This window comes from Streptomyces sp. NPDC056373 (assembly GCF_042262425.1).
Taxonomy (GTDB): domain Bacteria; phylum Actinomycetota; class Actinomycetes; order Streptomycetales; family Streptomycetaceae; genus Streptomyces.
Genome location: NZ_JBHJPX010000011.1, coordinates 166,355 through 183,792, shown reverse-complemented (window position 1 = coordinate 183,792; position 17,438 = coordinate 166,355). Strand labels below are relative to the sequence as shown.

Sequence of the window (17,438 nt, the reverse complement as noted above, 5' to 3'; positions counted from 1 at the left end):
AGAATTTTAGCTGCCAGCACTCCTGACGGTAGATCAAATTCCACGTCAGGGCGCCGAAGTACGCCTGGTTCGCCAGCGCGTTCCTGTGTCGCGCACCTTAGAATCCAAGATCATCGCGCTTGGTGCTGCGGCGCTCGATGTTGACTGCGATCGCGTTGAGGGAGTGGGGGACGTCGGCCTTGTCGACGCCGTGGCAGCAACAGCGCTGCAGCTCATGGCCGTTGATGAGCTCGTTCAGGGGCCCGTGATGCCGGAAGGCGAGGCGTAGAACCGTCGTGATCGGCAGGTCAGGCCACACTTAGGTATCGGTCTACCGCGCGCCCTCACCCTTGATCGAGTACGATGACCCCTCGTTCCGCCGGTTCTACAAGCAAGCGCACATGGGGGGCACACGTGGGTGAGCGGCACCCCTTGCGGGCCAAGCGGCGGCCGAAGTTTGAGGAAGGTGTCGGCTCCCTGCGAGTCGTGGACCTCTTCGCCGGCTGCGGTGGCCTCACCCTCGGTATTGCCCAGGCAGCCCGCAAGCATGACGTCTCGCTCGATGTTCGTCTCGCGGTTGACTTTGAGGCAGCTCCCACGAAGGTGTTCAAAGCTAACTTTCCCAAGGCCAACGTCCAACAGGGAGCCGTCGAATCCTACTTCGACGGTGACCTTGGCGCCCCGTTGACCGCTCAGGAGTCCGAGACTCTCTCGACGGTGGGTGAGGTGGAGCTCCTAATCGGCGGGCCGCCGTGTCAGGGGCACAGTAACCTCAACAACCACACTCGCCGCGACGACCCCAAGAACCGGTTGTACCTGCGTATGGCTCGCGCCGCAGAGGTTCTGCGCCCCAGTGTAGTCGTCATTGAGAACGTACTGGCCGTTGTCAATGACAAGCAGCAGGTGGTCTCCCGCGCCATCGTTCACCTCAAGAAGCTCGGATACGATGTCGCCACCAGTCGTATCGACCTACTCAAGCTCGGGGTCGCCCAGACACGCAAGCGCCACATACTGCTGGCCGTCCACAAAGATGCGCTGCCTTTTGGCTTTTCGGCTGCTGACCTGCTGCAGATCGAAGACCACCATGCTGCACCCCATGACCTGCGTTGGGCCATCGGCGACCTGCTCGACATTCGACCGAAGTCATTCTTCGATGAAGCTGCCGTACCCAACGCGGATAACCAGCGGCGTATGAAGTATCTCTTTGAGAACGACGAGCATAATCTGCCGAACGAAGAGCGACCCGAGTGTCACCAGGGCGAGCACAATTACACCTCAATGTATGGCCGCTTGTGGTGGGACCGTCCGTCTCAGACCATTACCAGCGGTTTCGCGACGATGGGTCGCGGACGGTTTGTCCATCCTGGTGTCCCCCGATGTCTGACCGCCCACGAGGCCGCGCGTATCCAGGGCTTTCCGGACTATTTCAAGTTCGTCGATGAGAGGGCCAAGCCTCGCTACGAGCTGACTCGCACCGAGGTTCAGCTCATCATCGGCAACGCCGTGCCTCCGCCTCTAACCGAGGCGCTGACCTCCAAGCTCTTCGACGCTGACGTTCTGCAGGCGAAGGACGAGGCTCCCCAATTGCTTGAGGACGACTACGCAGCCTCTGCTGTGGACCTCGCCTGCTGAGCCTGCAAGGGGGCCGGTTCCGTCCGAGGGCATTTGAGGTAGGCGAATCGCCCCCTGGAGTACTAGTTCCCTCACCAGGTTGGCGTGGCCTCTCCCAGTTGTGCACTTGGTTAGCCTCCCTCGGCTGCTCCTTGTGCCGCTGTTACGAATTACTAACCTTGCTGGCGTGATGTCGCGGGTCGACAAGCTGTGGTTGTCTCAGTAGGCCGGTGACATGAGGTATCCGCAAGGGGGGCAGGCTGACCGCGGAGCGACGGGCGTTTCGCGAGCGCATCTGGATGCAGGCGGCCGAGTCATTCGCCCGGGGACACGACAATGCCGCCACCGCCAAGGAGTTACGTGTCAGCGTGCGGTCTGCATAGCGGTGGCGCCAGGCTTGGGAGCACAGCGGAACGTCGGCCTGGAGTTGAAGGGGCAGGTGTCCAGGCCCAAGCTGAGTGAGGCACTGTTCGGGGTGCTCAAGCAGGAGTTGGCTAGGGGGCCGGTGGCGCACGGCTGGCCGAACAAGCCCTGGACACTGGCGCGGATCAAGACCCCTGATCGGGCGCCGTTTCCACAAGAGCATGACGCTGTCGGCCATCGCTCAAATGCTGCACCGGCACGGCTTCAGCCATCATGCCCCAGCCCGGCGCGCGACCGAGCGTAACGAGGAAGACGTCACCGGCTGGGTGAAGGAGAGCTGGCCCAGGTGGAACACGGTGGCGGCGCTCGGGGCCTGGCTGTGCTTCGAAGACGAAGCCGGCTTCTCGATGACGCCGCCCACCGGCTACGTCGTGTCGATCGCCACCTTCTGTGGCGTCACCATGAGGAGCTTGAACTGCCGAACGCTCGCAAGTCAGCCTGAGTGCAATGGGCCGCCACAGCCGCAGGGCTGCGGACCGGGGCACCTGTGCTCTGCGGTGCCCTGCGTCATCTTCGTTATCCACAGCCGTCGACGACTCAGGGGTGATCGGGCTACCGTACGGTACATGTCTGCATCAGAGCCTCTAGTTTCAGCCATTGACTTGTTTTGCGGTGCAGGTGGGCTGTCGCTTGGTCTGAAGCAAGCCGGCGTGAAGGTGGCGGCGGGGGTCGACTTGGATCCGGCGTGTGCCTACCCGTTCAAGCGGAACATTCGTTCCAAATTCGTCCAAGGGGACGTCAGTCGAATCACCGGCGAGCACCTTCAGGCCCTGTGGAAGGACAAGAGCGCGTTCAGGCTGCTCGCTGGCTGTGCGCCTTGTCAGCCCTTTTCGAGTCACCGACGGGGGGCGGACACGAGTTCGGAGGAGAACTGGGATCTCTTGACGCAGTTCTCTCGCCTCGTAGATGAAACTCTGCCAGACTTCGTGACCATGGAGAACGTACCTCGACTGGGGAGGATGGCGGTATTCCAAAACTTTGTCAGCAACCTCCGTAGCCGAGGATATGCCGTAGATTTCGGAAGTCTCTACGGTCCAGATTTCGGTCTTCCCCAAGAGCGGCGTCGCCTGGTTCTGATTGCGTCGAAAGTGGGGGTTGTGCGTTTGCCTGTTGGAAGCACACCCAAGACCAAATATAAAACAGTACGGCAGACGATTGCGAAGCTCCCTGCTCTTCAGCATGGCGAGGGGGATCCTCTGGATCCTTTGCACACGGCTCGACGCCTATCGCCTTTGAATCTGGCAAGGATGCGCGCTTCTCAGCCTGGAGGCACCTGGCGCGACTGGCCGGATGAGCTTCTGGCGCCTTGCCACAGAAAGAATAGTGGGTCTAGTTTCCAGGCATTCTATGGACGCATGGTTTGGGATGCGCCCTCGCCCACGATAACGACCCAGTCCTTCAACTTCGGTACGGGACGATTCGGTCACCCAGAACAGGACCGGAGCCTGACTTTGAGAGAAGCGGCAATGTTGCAAGGGTTCCCTCGCGGTTACAAATTCGTGCCCGAGGGGGAGCGGCCTTCAATGCAGGCAGTAGGCCGGCTGATCGGCAACGCTGTACCGCCGGCGTTTGGTCGGGCAGTCGGGAAGGTCATCGTCGAAAAGGCTGACACTGTCTCTAAGGAGCTGTCGTCATGAGCGTGGCTGAACCGTTTACATTCAGTGTTGACTTGGCCGTAGTCGAATCACTCGGAATCAATTTGTACAGCAACGCGGCAGCTGTTCTTTCAGAGCTGGTCGCCAATGCCTGGGATGCAGACGCTAACAAAGTCAGCATTGAGTGGGGTGACAACGGAGATAAGATAACGATTGAGGATGATGGCGTCGGAATGACTCGGGAGGAGCTGAACGAGCGCTACCTCACCGTCGCCTATAAGAAGCGAGACAGAGAGGGTAAGATTTCACCGAGGCATAATCGGCCATTCATGGGCCGAAAGGGGATCGGTAAGCTATCTGTGTTTTCTCTGGCGGGAGAGGTTGAAGTCTACTCCGCCAAAGGCGGCGAACGTAACGGATTCCGCATCAAGCTCAACGAGCTTAAGCAAAGTATTGCCGAGAAGAAGCGATATCACCCGACTCCCGTTGAAATTCCTGAGGACTTTCCGACCGAAGGGACGCGGATCGTGCTACGGGAACTGAACCGCAAGCGTACCGGAGTCTCTGTCACTGCTTTACGGCGCAGGATAGCGCGTCGATTCGATGTTCTCGGTTACGCGGATGACGATCCAGCACGGTTTGTGATCGAGATCGACGGCCGTCCGGTCACCTACGAAGACCGCGAAGACCTCAAGCGTCTGGAGTACATCTGGCAGCTCGGGATTGACGAGATCGCTGCCAGCGACACTCCCAACGCCAAGCGGCGGTGGGTGATCGCCGACAATGCTGTCGATTCTACGCGTGGCTGGCAGCTTGAAGGGTGGTTCGGAACCGTTCGCAAGCCGGACGAGCTGAACGACCCTGAAGATACTCAGGAGTCCCTGCGGAATATCATAATTCTCGCCCGTCGGCGTCCGATTCAGGAAGGTATCCTCGATCAGCTTGACTTCAACAAGATTTTCGGCAGCTATGTAACCGGGCAGATTCGTGCCGAATTTCTTGATCTCGACGACGGGTCTGATGACATCGCAACGAGTGACCGCCAGAGGCTGATTGAGGACGACGAGCGGGTCAAGCTTCTTGTAGCGAAGCTCCGGGAATGCTTCAACTCTGCCGCGCAACAGTGGTCGGACGAGCGGCCGAAGCAGAAGTTCATCGAGCTGACCGACCGTTACCCGGTAGTCCGTGAGTGGGTCGAAGACCGGCCGGACTCCCAGCGAACGGCTGCTCAAAAGCTGATCAGCACCGTCGCGGCTCTACAGCTGGACGACGAGGAGCAGCGGCCGCAACTCTATAAGTCCAGCATCCTTGCGTTCGAAAGAATGGCTCTCGATGCCACCACTCAAGAGCTTGAGAAATTTGCAGACGGTCTTTATGCCGTTGACATCCTGCCGTTGCTTGCCAACGCACGTTCCTATGAGGATGCACTGTACGTACAGATTTTGCGATCCCGATTGGAGGCCATCGAGAAGCTAGAACATATGATCAACAAGGACGAGTTGGAGAAGGTGCTGCAGAAGCATCTCTTCGAAAACATGTGGCTTCTGGATCCCTCTTGGGAGGGCGCAACAGGAGACGCCGACATGGAAATCAGCTTGTCCAGAATCAGGAAGGGGCTTCTTTTCGGCAAATCGGAAGAGGAGAATCAAAAGCAAGGCCGTATTGACATCCAATATCGCACTGCCGCTGGCGTGCACATGATCGTGGAGTTGAAGAAGTACGGCCGGAAGACCACAGTGGATGAGCTGCGAGAACAAGGAGCTAAGTATCACGAGGCTCTGTCAGAGGTAATTCGAAAGAGAGGCGAGCCAGTAAAGAACATCTCGCTGGTTTTCATCTTGGGGCAGGAGCCTGATGCTGGTTACCTAGGGGATAGGGCTCTGGCCGATGTTATCGCCCGGCAGCTCGAACACATCAACGGGCGAGTTCTGTACTATGACGAGTTGCTCGCCACAGCTCAGAAGAGGTACAAGGATTACCGCGACAAGAAATCGGATACCACTAAGCTGGACGCCATTCTGCGAGTACTTGATGGCGAAGACTGACTGAGGAAGCTGTGGCAGCTAGGTCGGCGGAACGACTTTGGCCTGGAGCTGTTTTGAAGACGCCGCGGAGTTGGGCGGCGGTGATCGCTGTGGCGTCGTCGGCCGGCCCGAGCCGGACGGCGTCCAGCGCGGCGGTCCGTGAGTTGCGTCCTGCCTCCAGGGCGGCGACGAAGGAGTAGGGCCAGCCGGGGATGAACTGATCGGCGCTGCGGCCCTGCCCGTAGACGTGGAAGAACAGCAACTCCGGGCTGGTCGACGCGTCGGGCCGCAGCCAGTTGTTCACGTCCACCGTGAGGACGGTCCGCCCGTCGGCCGCCCTCGGCAACGGAGTGGAGGCCAGCAGGTTGCACAGGCGGCGCGGCTCCGGCCGGCCGTGATTGACCGCGTCGTACATCGCCCCGTGCCCGCGCCGGTGCTCGGCCGTGAGGGCCAGCTCAACCGGGCGACGTCACCGGACCATCGGCAAACAGCATCGCGTCGGTGACTTCGAAGAAGCGCATCCGCACGGCTGTAAAGACAGCCGCAGAACTGGTGGCGAACGTGGTACAGGATGCCCAACGCGGCCTCAGCAGACGGTTGAGGGACAAGACTTTTCACCAGCGGCCGTTCCTTGGCCGCGTTCGTGAAGGAGCTAACCACGCGGCCGAGCCGCCGTGGCGGGCGCTCTGTCCTCCGGGGTAAAGGATCACTGTACCGAACAGATCGGGCGGATCATGAAGCCCAGCCGTGGCTGAGGGGGAGGCGGCCGGCCTGGTGTGCCTCGCGCTGCTCGGTGATCCACTGCTCGACCTGATCCACAGAGTCTGTGACTATCCGGTCCGTCGTATCGAGCACCTGCGTGCGCCATCGGGGATCACCAGCACTCCAACCGGTCCAGCGCCAGACCATCTCGGGCCAGCCGTTGTCGGTGATCACATCGGGCCGGTGAGACGGGTCGAGGGCGTGCTTGCGGTGCCAAGCAGCCCAGCCGATGTACGCGTCCATCGCCTGGGTGTCCCATCGTCCGGGGGCACGCTCGGCGAGGCGAGCGCGTCGAACCGGGTCAGCGACATCGACCAGGCACACGGCGATGCCATCCAGTAGCGGAGCGGAGGGCGCGGCCAGCAATTCGCCCAAGGGGGACTGCGCGCTGAGCAGAAGGTCGATGCCGCGTTCCTGGTAGTCCAACGCGTGTCGCACCCACATCTCGGTCATGCGATGGCGCCAGCGCTGGTCGGCGCCCTCCGGTACACCGATCTCATCGACGTCGTGCACGGCGATCCTCCCGAGCCGACCGGCCGCCGCGAGGGCGAGGGTCGTCTTGCCTGAGCAGCTTGACCCGGTGAGCTTGAACAGCATGGCGCCAGGGTGCCAGCAGCAACGCGCCTTCCACGATCGGTTTCCTCCGGCCACGCACCTCCCCGCCTGCCGCCGGAACTGGGCGTGGGGAGGGCGCTGACCTTCGTGCACCATCCGTTCAGAGACGATCAGCGAGGTCCTGGACGCATCGCTCGTTCTGCCAGGGGGCACGCGTCCGCTGGGCTTCGCAGATACGGTCCATGGTGGGCGCGGGTCATACTCGTTCTGCCTGTGACACAGGGAGGTCAGACGGCGTGACGACGAACGAACGAACCGCGTTCGACTCCGCAACGGCAGAGACCATCTTGCGTAGAGCCTGCGAGCTGGCCGGTTTGGACCCCGACGGGATCGAGATGGTGCGGCTCGGTGATCACGCGGTGTTCCGCGTCGACGGCGGACGAGTCGTTTCGCGAGTCGGCCGGCACGCTGACCGCCTGCCGTCGGTGCGCCGAGAGGTTGCTGTGGCGCGATGGCTCGAAGCTGAGGACTACCCGTCGGCGCGACTCGTCACGGAGGCTGAACAGCCTGTCGTCGTCGAAGGGCATCCGGTGACCTTCTGGGAAGGGCTGGCCAACGGCGAGAAATACGCCAGCACGCGTGAGATGGGTGAACTCCTGAGGCGGCTCCATGGTCTGGAACCGCCGCATTTTCCCCTGCCCGAGCTCCGTCCCTTCGACAAGGTCAGGCAGCGTCTGGGGCGCGCTGAGATCCGTGCGGAGACTCGCGCCTATCTAGCCGGCCGCGCCAAGGAGTTGGCGGCCGAGTACCAGGAGCTGGAGTTCGTGCTTCCGCCGGGGCATCTGCACGGTGACTTCAACGTCGGCAATGTCCTGCGAGACGCGGAAGGCCACCCGCAGGTCATCGACCTGGACGGCTTCGTAACCGGTCCCCGTGAGTGGGACCTCATACAGACGGCCATGTACTACGACAGCTTCGGCTGGCACACGGAGGCCGAGTACGCCGACTTCGCGGACGGCTACGGCTTCGACGTCCGGCAGTGGTCCGGGTACGCCGTGCTCCGAAGCGTCCGCGAACTGCTGATGGTCACCTGGCTCTCGCAGAATGCCGGCACGGATCCGCGCGCTGCCGAGGAAGTCGAGAAGCGCGTCGAGACGCTGCGATCCGGTGGCTCACGGCGAGCTTGGGCGCCGTTCTAGGCGACTCCGGCTTGCAGCCAGAGGCGGAAGCCGCGAGCTCGTTCCGTGAAGTCGCGGAACTCCGCGGCCCGCCGCATGCCGTCCGTGACGCGGCCCTGAAACTCCCGTACGTACTGCAGACAGCGTGCCGACTTCAGGCCCTCACCGAGGCTCAGCGCGCTCAGGGCGATCTCGAAGCCGCGACCGATCTCACCTTGGTTGATGTACGCCTCGGCCTGCACCATCGTCGCGAAGAAGTCACTGCGGGTGTTCATGCCGTTGCCGAAAATGGAGCCTGCGCCCCGCTCCGTGGCTTCGACAGAGCGCCCGAGGTCGCGGAAGCAGTGGCCGATCTCGGCAGCCAGCTCCACCTCGTCGAAGTACGAGATGTATGGCGGGTCGCTGTCGGCTGTCCTTTGGCCGAGTCGGCGTTCTGCCTCCACCAGGGCCAGGTCACAGCCTCGGTCGTCGCCAAGACGAGCCAGAGCCCGCGCCTCCATCGCGCGGAACTGCGCGGCCATCGTCGGCCCCAGGCTTGCGGCCGGGTTCGTGTACGCGGCTCGGGCGAGAGTCACAGCGTCCTGGTACCGGCCCGTGAAAGTGGCCTGATGGCTCATCGCGGACAGGATGCTTCCGCCCAGGCGTCTGTCACCAGCCGCCTGCGTCATGCGAAGGGCTTGGATGAAGTACCGCTGAGCGATGCCGTGCAGGCAGCTGTCGTACGACATCCATCCGGCGAGCAAGAGTGCTTCGGCCACAGCCGAGTACAGCTGCTTGCCTACGGCGTCGGAGTACTTCCCATCGAGCATCGGCCGGACATCCGTGTGCAGGTACTGAATCAGTGCGCGCCGGGCGTGACCACCGCCGAACTTCCCATCGAGCATGCTGAATGCGTCGGCGGTTGAGCGCACCATTTCTACGTCCACGGCGCCGATGGCCCGGTCGCCTGCCCGCGTCAGCACTTCGTCCGGCGGGGCGACGAGCCAGCGCAGGGCAGCGGTGTTCCATGCTGCAGAGTCCAACTGTGCCCGGAGCAACGACTCGGCCTCGGCAAGGTCGGCGCGCCACAGGTCAGCCACGGTCTTGGCCGCGGCCTCAGGACGGTCCGCGAAGTCGAGCCCCAGCTCGGGCTTCACGGCGGACACCGCCGCGTTGCCCATCCCGATGTCGTCGATGGTGAGGCGGCGCCCCAGCTTGCGTCCGATGGCGTCAGCGATGAACTGCGGCATGTTCCCACGCGGGATCGAGCTCTTGAGCCAGCGGGTGACGTACGTGTGATCGCAGGTGATGTCTTCGCCTGCTAATGCAGCTGCGACGACTACCGCGCGGGCCAGCGACTTGTGCGAGAAGTCGGCTTCCTGCATGAGCGCGGCCAGCCGGGCGTTCCGTTGTGTCATCGGACCCCCAGAGAACAGCCGTAGTGCCAGCTTGACGCACGGTCACTCTACGCAGGTCACAGCCAGGGTGCAGGAGGTTTGCACGTAGGAGTGCACGAGTGCACCCCCAAGTGCACGCTCCCGAAGTTGCCTCCGCATGGCGACAGTTGAGTCATCGCCGCAAGATCCGCACGGCCTTGTCGAGGTGGAGGCAGCCAAGCCGCTCTCCTTCGTCTATCGGACGCCTCCACAAGGCGTCGTGGGGTCGTGGATGCCCAGCCGGCCGGAGGACTGGGTTCTGCACAAGATCACCGATCTACTGATGGAGCCTTGCCATGCGCTATCCGCCGACGAGCACCGCCTTGTCGACGAGCCTGTCTGCGGTCAACACACACCCCGTGAGCGACGTACAGCTTGGCGCCTCCCCGGTGCGGAGTTCCGCAATCCGGGCTCCGAAGCCGACCGCGGTGGTACTGGATCTCTTCGGCACACTCGTCGCAGCACCGAGCACAGTCGAACGAAGTGCTGCCGCCGCCCAGTTCGCCGATGTCCTGGGCGTATCCTCGTCGGTCGCCGAGGCGGCACTGTCCGACAGCTGGCGGGCAAGGCACGACGGGCAGCTGAGGTCCACAGCCGAGGTCGCGGCGCACCTCGTGGCGCGCTGCGACGCTCCCGCTTCCCGTGTAGATGAGCTGGAACGGCTCCTGGCGAAACTCGCCCGCGACCGGCTCCAGGCCGATGCCACTCTCCTGCAGGCCCTGAAGGAGCTTCGGCACGGCGGGGTCAGGCTGGCCGTCCTCAGCGACGCATCCCCCGACATCGCCGAGGCATGGAGCCGCAGCGAGCTCGCGCCGCACTTCGACGCTGCCGTGTTCAGCTGCCGGGTGGATGCGATGAAGCCCGCTCCTCGACTCTTCCGTGCCGTGCTCGGCGCACTCGATGCCGCCCCGGAGCGGGTCCTCTACTGCGGCGACGGCGGCGGTGACGAGCTGGCCGGCGCGGAGCGCGCCGGGATGCATGCGGTGCGCGTGGAACGCCGGGGCGGACCTCACGGCCTTGCGTTCGGCGAGACGGCCTGGCCCGGCAGGGAGATACCCGCAGTAGAGGCTCTCCCGTCCTTGCTGAGCACGTGGAGGGAACGATGAGCGTCCCGTACACCTGGGCAGTTGAAAGCGGCGCCCTCCGCCGGCTCCCCGCTCCGGTCGACACGTACCCGATGGGCGACACGACGATCGTCGAGACCCGCTACACGGGCGTGTGCGGGAGCGACGTCGCGAAACTCAGTCACCCATGGCAGGGTCGGCTGCCTGAGCCGTGGTTCCCCGGGCACGAGATCGTCGGGGTCGACACGGAGTCGGGAGAGTGGGTCGCGGTCGACCCGATGGTGGCCTGCCGCTCGTGCCACTACTGCGACCGCGGCTTCGTACACCTCTGCGCGGAGCTGCGACGCATCGGCTGGGACCTGCCCGGTGGTCTCGCCGGCGCTGTGAGGGTGCCCCGCGACAACATTCTCCCGCTACCTCATCTGCACGATCCCGCACACGGCGTCCTTGCCGATCCGATGGCAGTGGCACTGCACGGAGTCCGCTGCGGCCTCCAAATGCCACTGGGGCGGCTCGGCGTCATAGGCGGCGGCGTCATTGGGGTCTGCACGGCGATCTGTGCGGCGGATGCCGGGTGGGACGTCCACGTGCTGGTCAGGGAGCCTTCGCGGTCGCATCAACTGAGTTACGTCCTCGACCCGAACATCAACCTCCACTCCGCCGAACTGCCGCCATGCGACGTCGTCGTGGACGCCGCGTCCGGCGGCAGCGACGCCCCCATACGCCAGGCTCTGAAAGCCGTTCGTGACGGAGGAACGGTTCTCGTACAGAACGCCTACGCGCCCCGGGCGCTTCTCTCGGTCCCCCTGCGGGACGTCTTCCGGCGCTCGATCACTCTGCGTGGCTCCTTCTCGTACTGCCGCGCAGACGGCCACGACGACTTCCGTGACGCCATCGACGCCCTCGCGAAGGACGGCGACTGGGCGGCCCTGATGACCCGGGACCGATTCCCTCTTAGCGACCTGCCGCAGGGGCTGGCAGCCCTGAAGAGCGGGTCCCGCCATCGCCCGTTCAAGGTCCTGCTCACGTCCGACATCTGAAGGAAGGAGCCAACGCCATGGCGGTGACAACGCCATTGCTGGCCCAGAAGATCAACTCGCCCGCCGACATCTCACCCGAGGACATCCACGAGGGCATCCTGAGCATTCTCGCGTTACCGGAGGGTCACACCCGGGACGTGATGCTCGGCAGCGTCCTCACCGGCCTGCTCCTGCGAGGGCCGAGACTGCAGGAGGTCGAGGCTGCGGTCCGGGCCGCGACGGCCCTGGACCGAAATGGCTGGGACTTCCACCGGCCGCCCACGGGCATGCGGTTCGTCGGCTACACGGGCAGCGGGAAGAAGACCTTCAAGACGATCAACCTCAGCACGGCCGCGGCGCTGGTGGCGGCGGCTGGGGGAGCACATGTCGCGAAGCTCGGATCGCGCAGTGCGTCGTCGAAGACCGGATCGCGCGACTTCATCGACGTCGTGGGGGCGACGGGCGACACGGTGCCGCACCAGGAGATGGTGGACATCACGGCGGAGGTCGGCTTCGGGTTCTTCTCCATCGAGAACCGCGTGCCCGAGTTCGACCGCCGCTACGGAGGCAGGTTCCAGGCTGTACACGCCCTCAGCCTGGCGTTCCCCGCTCTCCTGAGCCCGGTCACCTGCCCCGCCTACGTGTACGGGCTCTCGCACCCCGCTGTCGGCGCTTCCGCCCGGCTGCTCTCCCGGCTCGGGCTGCCGGACGTCACGGTGATCAACTCCAGCGTCGGCCAGGCGGTCCAGGTCGACGAACTGCTCCCCGGAAGCACCGTGCGGGCCTGCCGCATCAGCGCCGGCGACGAGGATCTGGCCTTCAACGACGAGGTACGCAGGGGCGCGGCCTCGATGCCGCAGGACCTGATGTCCGTCGCCCAGCACGAGGACCCTTTGGAGAACGTCGCCGCGGTAATCCGCGTGCTGGCCGGTCGGGACACCAGCCAGGCGCGGAACGCGGTCGCCCTCAACGCGGCCCTGCTCATGGTGATGTCCGAGGCGGCCTCCACCATCCAGTCCGGCATCGACAAGGCGCTCGCCATCATCGACGCGGGCGCGGGTCTGGACACGCTCCAGCAGTTCGTTCGGCTCACGGGCGGCGCCCCGCACCAGCTCGACTCGCTCCTGCGGCCTGTCTCTCCGCCGGCCTCCCTGATCAGCCCTGGCATCAAGGAGACAGCTCCATGCTGACGCACGAAGAACTCGGGATCGTCCACCTGGTCCTCAACACCGACTGCAACGCCTGGGACCTGAAGCCGACCAGCACCTCACCGGGCGTGTGCCGCTTCTGCTACCGCGAGCGCAACCGGGTCAGCACCGACGCCGACACGGTCCGTCGCGTCATCGACCGCGTCCGTTCGGAGTCCGAAGCCCGTCGGTGCGTCTTCACCGGCGGCGACCCCGTGATGCCGTACGACAACCACCTGGAGGTCGCCCTCCGGCACGCCACCGAGGTCGGCTTCGAGACGAACCTGCACACCAACGGGCTGCTCCTGAGCGATCGTTACGCCGGTCTCCGCGACCACGTGACCATCTACTCCCTGGCAGTCGATGGCCCGAATGCCGAGACGGCCAACTGGTTCCGCGGACAGGGGTACTTCGAACGGTTCCTGTCCAACGTCGAGTTCCTCACCGCCGACCAGCGACGGCTCGCGTTCAACACGTTCACCACAGCCAGCTCCGTGAAGGAACTGCCTCGCCTGGCACAGCTCATCGCCGGGGTGACCCAACGGACGGACGTCGAGTACTGGCTGATCTCCCAGTACCGACCCATCGGCCGAGCGAACACGCGTAAGGCGGAGATCTACGGCTTCGAGCGGGACGACTTCGTACGGGCCGTGGACGACGTACGCGACATGGTCGACGGGGTGGAGATCTACGCCCAGCCCACGCGTGCCCCGGAGGACCAGTACCCGTTCCGGGTCTGGGTCCTCGCCGACGGAACGGTCACCGCAGACCTCGGCAGCGTCGCGGCTCCCCGCAACGAGGTGCTCGGAAACCTCCTGGTTGACGGCTTCGAGCCGCTGGTCCGCAGGGCCTTCGCCCTCCGCGAGCAGACACAGTTGGAAGGAATCGCATGAAGTTCGACACCGCGTACTACGAGAGCGTCATCGACCAGCACCGCTACGAACGCCTGGGGCTCGGCGCCATCGACTTCGCCCTCGCGGGGATGAGCCCCGACGATCTGCGAACGAAGTGGGTGTGCCATACGGGAGCGCGCGGGTTCGCGGAGGCGGTCGCGGACGGGCAGCCCGCGATCGTCACCACGGGCGTCGGTCTCGGAGGGCCGCCCCACGCCGGCACCCTTTTCCAGCTGCTGCGTGCGATCAAGCTGCAGCAGTGCGGCCTCGACGTCCAGATCGTGCTGGGCGACCTCGACTCCTACAACGCCCGCCGTACGCCCCTGGACTCTGTGCGGAAACTCGCCGACCAGTACGAGGAGTTCGTCCTGGGCCTCGGGTTCGACGCCAAGCGCGGCGTGCTGCGCAGGCAGGAGGGCGAGACCGACGTCCTGGCCACCGCGTTCCTGCTGTCGCGCCACCTGGACGACGACGACTTCCACTGGGCGGAGGAGGACCTCGCCGGTGTCTACCGCAACCACGGGGTCTTCGACCGCCTCAACTACGGCATGAAGCAGGCCACTCTGCTCATGGCCGCGGACTTCGTGCACCTCCTCCGCGAAGGGCGTCACGTCCTGGTCTCCCTCGGAGTCGACGAGCACAAGTACGTCGCTCTCGCCCGGCGCGGTGCGGAACGCTGGGGCCTCCCCGCGGACCACCTCTCTGGCATCTACACCAAGATGATCCCCGGCCTCGGCGGCCTCCCGAAGATGAGCAAGAGCATCCCCGGCTCCGGGATCGACGCCTCCATGTGCGCCGAGGACATCCGAGCCCTGCTCAAGACGGACACCGACACCGCCCCCACCGACGACGGCTCGGCGCTGCTCCAGATGTACGCGTGCCTGCCCGAGGTCGACGGACGGGCATACGACCGGGCCTCGGCCGCGCGCCGCGACGGAAGCCCCGAATGGCGCACCGTACGCGAGCAGCTGGTCGAGCGGATGCTCTCGCTGTTCTCCCACTGGCCGAAGTAAGCAAGGAGTCCCTCGTGCACACAAAGACCGCGACCTCCCGCCAGCCCATCGGCGGCGCCGAGACCTACTTCATCAGGAGCGGCTACCGCAGCCGCACCGAGGTGGAGTACTTCCTCGACGAGACGGACGACACCGTGATCTGGCAGCCCGACGTCTACCCCTACGCCGCCGCCCGGGCGCAGGAACTCGGCCGCGACGTCGTGATCGACATCGGCTGCGGCCGTGCGGGCAAACTGGCCTCGCTGGCCGGCGAGTACCCGGCCTGGTCCTACATCGGCGTGGACCTCGGGGACAACCTCGTGTGGTGCCGCGACAACCACCCCTTCGGGGAATGGATCGACGTCGACCTTGAGTCGGCCGAGCGGCTGCCCATCGACCCCTCCCTCGTGCGCCGGTCCATCGTGGTCTGCTCCGACGTGATCGAGCACCTGATGAATCCGATGCCGGCCCTGTCCCTGATCCGTGGCCTCCTCATGGAGGGCAGCGCCGCCGCCGTGCTGTCCACGCCAGCCCGCGAGTGCCGCAGCGGTTACGACGCTCCCGGCCCGCCCCGCAACCCCAGCCACGTCCGGGAATGGGCGAGCGACGAGTTCCAGGCACTGCTGCGGGCGTCCGGGTTCGAGATCCACTACGCCGGGCTCACCCGGAGCGACGACGCCTCCAACGGCCTGTCCACCCAGCTGCTCCTCGTCGGCTCGGGAGAGGTGGAGGGGGAACAGCGATGAGCGCGGTTCCCCAGTCCGAGGGCATGCGTGTCGTCCACCTCCCGGCTCGCACTCCGTACGCGTGGAAGCTGCAGAGCCGTGACTTCCACATCGTCAACGGGACGGAGATCCCCAGCGGCGACACGGTGCCGGCGGCGGTCACCGCCGCCTGGCTCCTCGAACACGGCCCTCTCACATGGCTCGACGTCCTGCACCTGCACCACATCGACTTCGAGGACCTCGCCACGCTGGAACGCTTGCTCGATGAGTGCCTCAACCATGGAGTCAACGTGGTCTTCACGGCCCACGACACACGCCCCATGGTCGGCAGCGCCGAGGACTTCACCGCGCGGCTGCGAATGCTCCACTCCGCCGAGGTCAGCTGGGTCTGTCTCACCGAAGGCTCTGTCGCAGCGCTCGCAGTGGTTCTCGGCGAGCCCCCGCGGGCAACGGTCATTCCTCACGGGTACGTCGCCGCTCCGGAGTCGCTGGCCGGCCTGGAGCGCGAGTCGAGCAGCTCGGCGGCCCGGTACCTCATGTTCGGTGCCTCACGGGCCAGCCGGGACCAGCTGTCCACCATGGCCAACTGGAGCCTGGGGATCACGGATCCCCACAGCACTCTCCACGTCCTTCTGCGCGCGTTCAGCCCGGCCGACTTCGCCGACGGCGGCCGTGCTCCGCTGCTCCTGGAGACGGCCCGGTGCGATCCCCGCATCCGCCTCACCATGCGCCCATATCCCACGGACGAGGAAGTGGTCAGAGCCGGGCTGGCTTCTGACTCGCTGCTGCTGCCGTACCTCTGGGGCAGCCACTCCGGCCAGCTGGAACTGGCCTTCGACCTGAACCTGCTTCCGGTCTGCTCCCTCACCGGCCACCTGCCCGAGCAGTACGAGCGGCACAAGGGGCTCGTCGAAGAACCCGAATGGTTCGACTGGTCGCAGGGGCACCCCAACCTCTTCGGAGAGAAATTCCTGACCGCGCTGGAGAAAGCGGCAGCGCGGCTCGACACCAAGCCCCGCCGCCTCGACCGCGAGTTCCTCGAATACAGGGCTCAGGAACACAGGACAATCCTGGACGACTACGCCCGAGTGTATGGAGGTGACGGATGAGCACCCCTCCGCTTATTTCGTGCGTGATCCTTTGCCACAACTACGGCCGATATCTCGACAGGGCCATAACGAGCTGCCTGGAGCAGGAGCCAGGAGACTTCATCCTTCACGAAATCATCGTCATCGACGACGGCTCCACCGACGAAACCGAAGAGGTGTGTCTGCGTCACGAAGGCGAGGTCAAGGTCATTCGGAGAAGCCAGCAGGGCTTCGGTCAATCCCTGACCGATGCCTTTCTCCTCAGTTCCGGCGATTGGGTGGCTCCGCTCGATGCCGACGACTGGTTCCACCCGTCGAAGCTGCGCACATGCGCCGAGGCGATGAGGGATGAAACGCTGTTCATCGAGCACTGGGAAAACGTGGTCGACGCCGACGGGAACCCGATGCTGAACGAACCGCATCCGGGCGGAAACACGAGCACACTCGTGGTCCACCGCGATGCCGCCCTCAGCCTCCTGCCGGCGAGCAACGAGATCTTCTTCCACGCATTTCGTGAGGCCGGCCGAGGCATCGCGCTCCGGAACCCGTTGACCTTCTACAGGGTCCACCCCCGCAGCATGACCGACCGCAGCACGCCCGGCGTGTCACAGGACTATCGGGCTGACGTCTGCGTCGCGCTCTCGGATCACCTCCGCGCGATGTACGCAAATCCTCCCGCGTGGGCGAGCACCCGCCAGCTCAGAAGGATCTCCTGGCATTTCCGGGCACTCGCTTCCGGTCACAAGGTGGAATCCGCCATGCAGAGAAAGAGCAGGGTGTCCGCAATGCTCCTGATTCCGGGCATGCTCATCGGCACGCTCCGCGCACACGGCCCGATAGCGCCGTGGCTCAGGTCCCTCTTCAGCACGATCGCGGGGCGGCCACTGGTGCGACTGTCGGACCAGGAACGGCAGGCTGATTCGTGATC

General features: G+C 64.7%; 15 protein-coding genes and 2 pseudogenes. 13 read left to right on the top strand and 4 right to left on the bottom strand.

Annotation, left to right across the window (positions count from 1 at the left end; genetic code table 11):
- Positions 1-97: 97 nt before the first annotated feature.
- Entirely contained in the window at positions 98-298 is a 201-nt protein-coding gene (locus ACFCXS_RS24350; RefSeq protein ID WP_376645439.1) for a hypothetical protein, read from the bottom strand.
- Positions 299-465: 167 nt separating this feature from the next.
- Between ACFCXS_RS24350 and ACFCXS_RS24345 the strand changes: the two genes are divergently transcribed.
- From ACFCXS_RS24345 to ACFCXS_RS24330, 4 genes and pseudogenes are all read left to right on the top strand, one after another.
- Entirely contained in the window at positions 466-1,611 is a 1,146-nt protein-coding gene (locus ACFCXS_RS24345; RefSeq protein ID WP_376645438.1) for a DNA cytosine methyltransferase, read from the top strand.
- A gap of 563 nt (positions 1,612-2,174) precedes the next feature.
- Positions 2,175-2,231 (top strand): annotated as a pseudogene (locus ACFCXS_RS24340) (hypothetical protein); the annotation flags it as partial.
- Positions 2,232-2,579: 348 nt separating this feature from the next.
- Positions 2,580-3,650 carry a DNA cytosine methyltransferase gene (locus tag ACFCXS_RS24335; RefSeq protein ID WP_376645581.1) on the top strand — a complete coding sequence of 357 codons (1,071 nt, stop codon included), beginning with the start codon at positions 2,580-2,582 and terminating at the stop codon, positions 3,648-3,650.
- On the top strand, positions 3,647-5,653 hold the full coding sequence (locus ACFCXS_RS24330) for an ATP-binding protein (RefSeq protein ID WP_376645437.1): 2,007 nt from the start codon (positions 3,647-3,649) through the stop codon (positions 5,651-5,653). Before ACFCXS_RS24335 ends, ACFCXS_RS24330 begins: the two co-directional genes overlap by 4 nt.
- A 58-nt stretch (positions 5,654-5,711) precedes the next feature.
- On the opposite strand, the pseudogene ACFCXS_RS24325 reads toward ACFCXS_RS24330, so the two are convergent.
- Together ACFCXS_RS24325 and ACFCXS_RS24320 are read right to left on the bottom strand one after the other, a co-directional pair.
- Positions 5,712-6,211, bottom strand: a pseudogene (locus ACFCXS_RS24325) (transposase); the annotation flags it as partial.
- 153 nt (positions 6,212-6,364) lie between these two features.
- Positions 6,365-6,991, bottom strand: a complete 627-nt coding sequence (locus tag ACFCXS_RS24320; protein ID WP_376645436.1) for a hypothetical protein — start codon at positions 6,989-6,991, stop codon at positions 6,365-6,367.
- 254 nt (positions 6,992-7,245) lie between these two features.
- On the opposite strand from ACFCXS_RS24320, the gene ACFCXS_RS24315 reads away from it, so the two are divergent.
- Positions 7,246-8,148, top strand: a complete 903-nt coding sequence (locus ACFCXS_RS24315; RefSeq protein ID WP_376645435.1) for a phosphotransferase enzyme family protein — start codon at positions 7,246-7,248, stop codon at positions 8,146-8,148.
- On the opposite strand, the gene ACFCXS_RS24310 is transcribed toward ACFCXS_RS24315, so the two are convergent.
- Positions 8,145-9,524 carry a hypothetical protein gene (locus tag ACFCXS_RS24310; RefSeq protein ID WP_376645434.1) on the bottom strand — a complete coding sequence of 460 codons (1,380 nt, stop codon included), beginning with the start codon at positions 9,522-9,524 and terminating at the stop codon, positions 8,145-8,147. The genes ACFCXS_RS24315 and ACFCXS_RS24310 overlap by 4 nt on opposite strands.
- Before the next feature lie 314 nt (positions 9,525-9,838).
- On the opposite strand from ACFCXS_RS24310, the gene ACFCXS_RS24305 reads away from it, so the two are divergent.
- Genes ACFCXS_RS24305 through ACFCXS_RS24270 form a run of 8 tightly spaced genes read left to right on the top strand, consistent with a single transcriptional unit; the run spans position 9,839 to position 17,436 of the window.
- Positions 9,839-10,648 (top strand): HAD family hydrolase, encoded by an 810-nt coding sequence (locus tag ACFCXS_RS24305; protein ID WP_376645433.1) that lies wholly within the window; start codon positions 9,839-9,841, stop codon positions 10,646-10,648.
- Entirely contained in the window at positions 10,645-11,646 is a 1,002-nt protein-coding gene (locus tag ACFCXS_RS24300; RefSeq protein WP_376645432.1) for a zinc-binding dehydrogenase, read from the top strand. Before ACFCXS_RS24305 ends, ACFCXS_RS24300 begins: the two co-directional genes overlap by 4 nt.
- A gap of 17 nt (positions 11,647-11,663) precedes the next feature.
- Positions 11,664-12,815, top strand: a complete 1,152-nt coding sequence (locus tag ACFCXS_RS24295) for a hypothetical protein (protein ID WP_376645431.1) — start codon at positions 11,664-11,666, stop codon at positions 12,813-12,815.
- On the top strand, positions 12,809-13,705 hold the full coding sequence (locus tag ACFCXS_RS24290) for a radical SAM protein (protein ID WP_376645430.1): 897 nt from the start codon (positions 12,809-12,811) through the stop codon (positions 13,703-13,705). Before ACFCXS_RS24295 ends, ACFCXS_RS24290 begins: the two co-directional genes overlap by 7 nt.
- On the top strand, positions 13,702-14,718 hold the full coding sequence (locus ACFCXS_RS24285; RefSeq protein ID WP_376645429.1) for a hypothetical protein: 1,017 nt from the start codon (positions 13,702-13,704) through the stop codon (positions 14,716-14,718). Before ACFCXS_RS24290 ends, ACFCXS_RS24285 begins: the two co-directional genes overlap by 4 nt.
- Positions 14,719-14,732: 14 nt before the next feature.
- A complete protein-coding gene (locus ACFCXS_RS24280) occupies positions 14,733-15,443 on the top strand; it encodes a methyltransferase domain-containing protein (protein WP_376645428.1) in 711 nt (236 codons plus the stop codon).
- A complete protein-coding gene (locus ACFCXS_RS24275) occupies positions 15,440-16,531 on the top strand; it encodes a hypothetical protein (RefSeq protein ID WP_376645427.1) in 1,092 nt (363 codons plus the stop codon). Before ACFCXS_RS24280 ends, ACFCXS_RS24275 begins: the two co-directional genes overlap by 4 nt.
- On the top strand, positions 16,528-17,436 hold the full coding sequence (locus tag ACFCXS_RS24270) for a glycosyltransferase family 2 protein (RefSeq protein ID WP_376645426.1): 909 nt from the start codon (positions 16,528-16,530) through the stop codon (positions 17,434-17,436). The genes ACFCXS_RS24275 and ACFCXS_RS24270 overlap by 4 nt, the downstream gene beginning before the upstream one ends.
- Positions 17,437-17,438 lie beyond the last annotated feature (2 nt).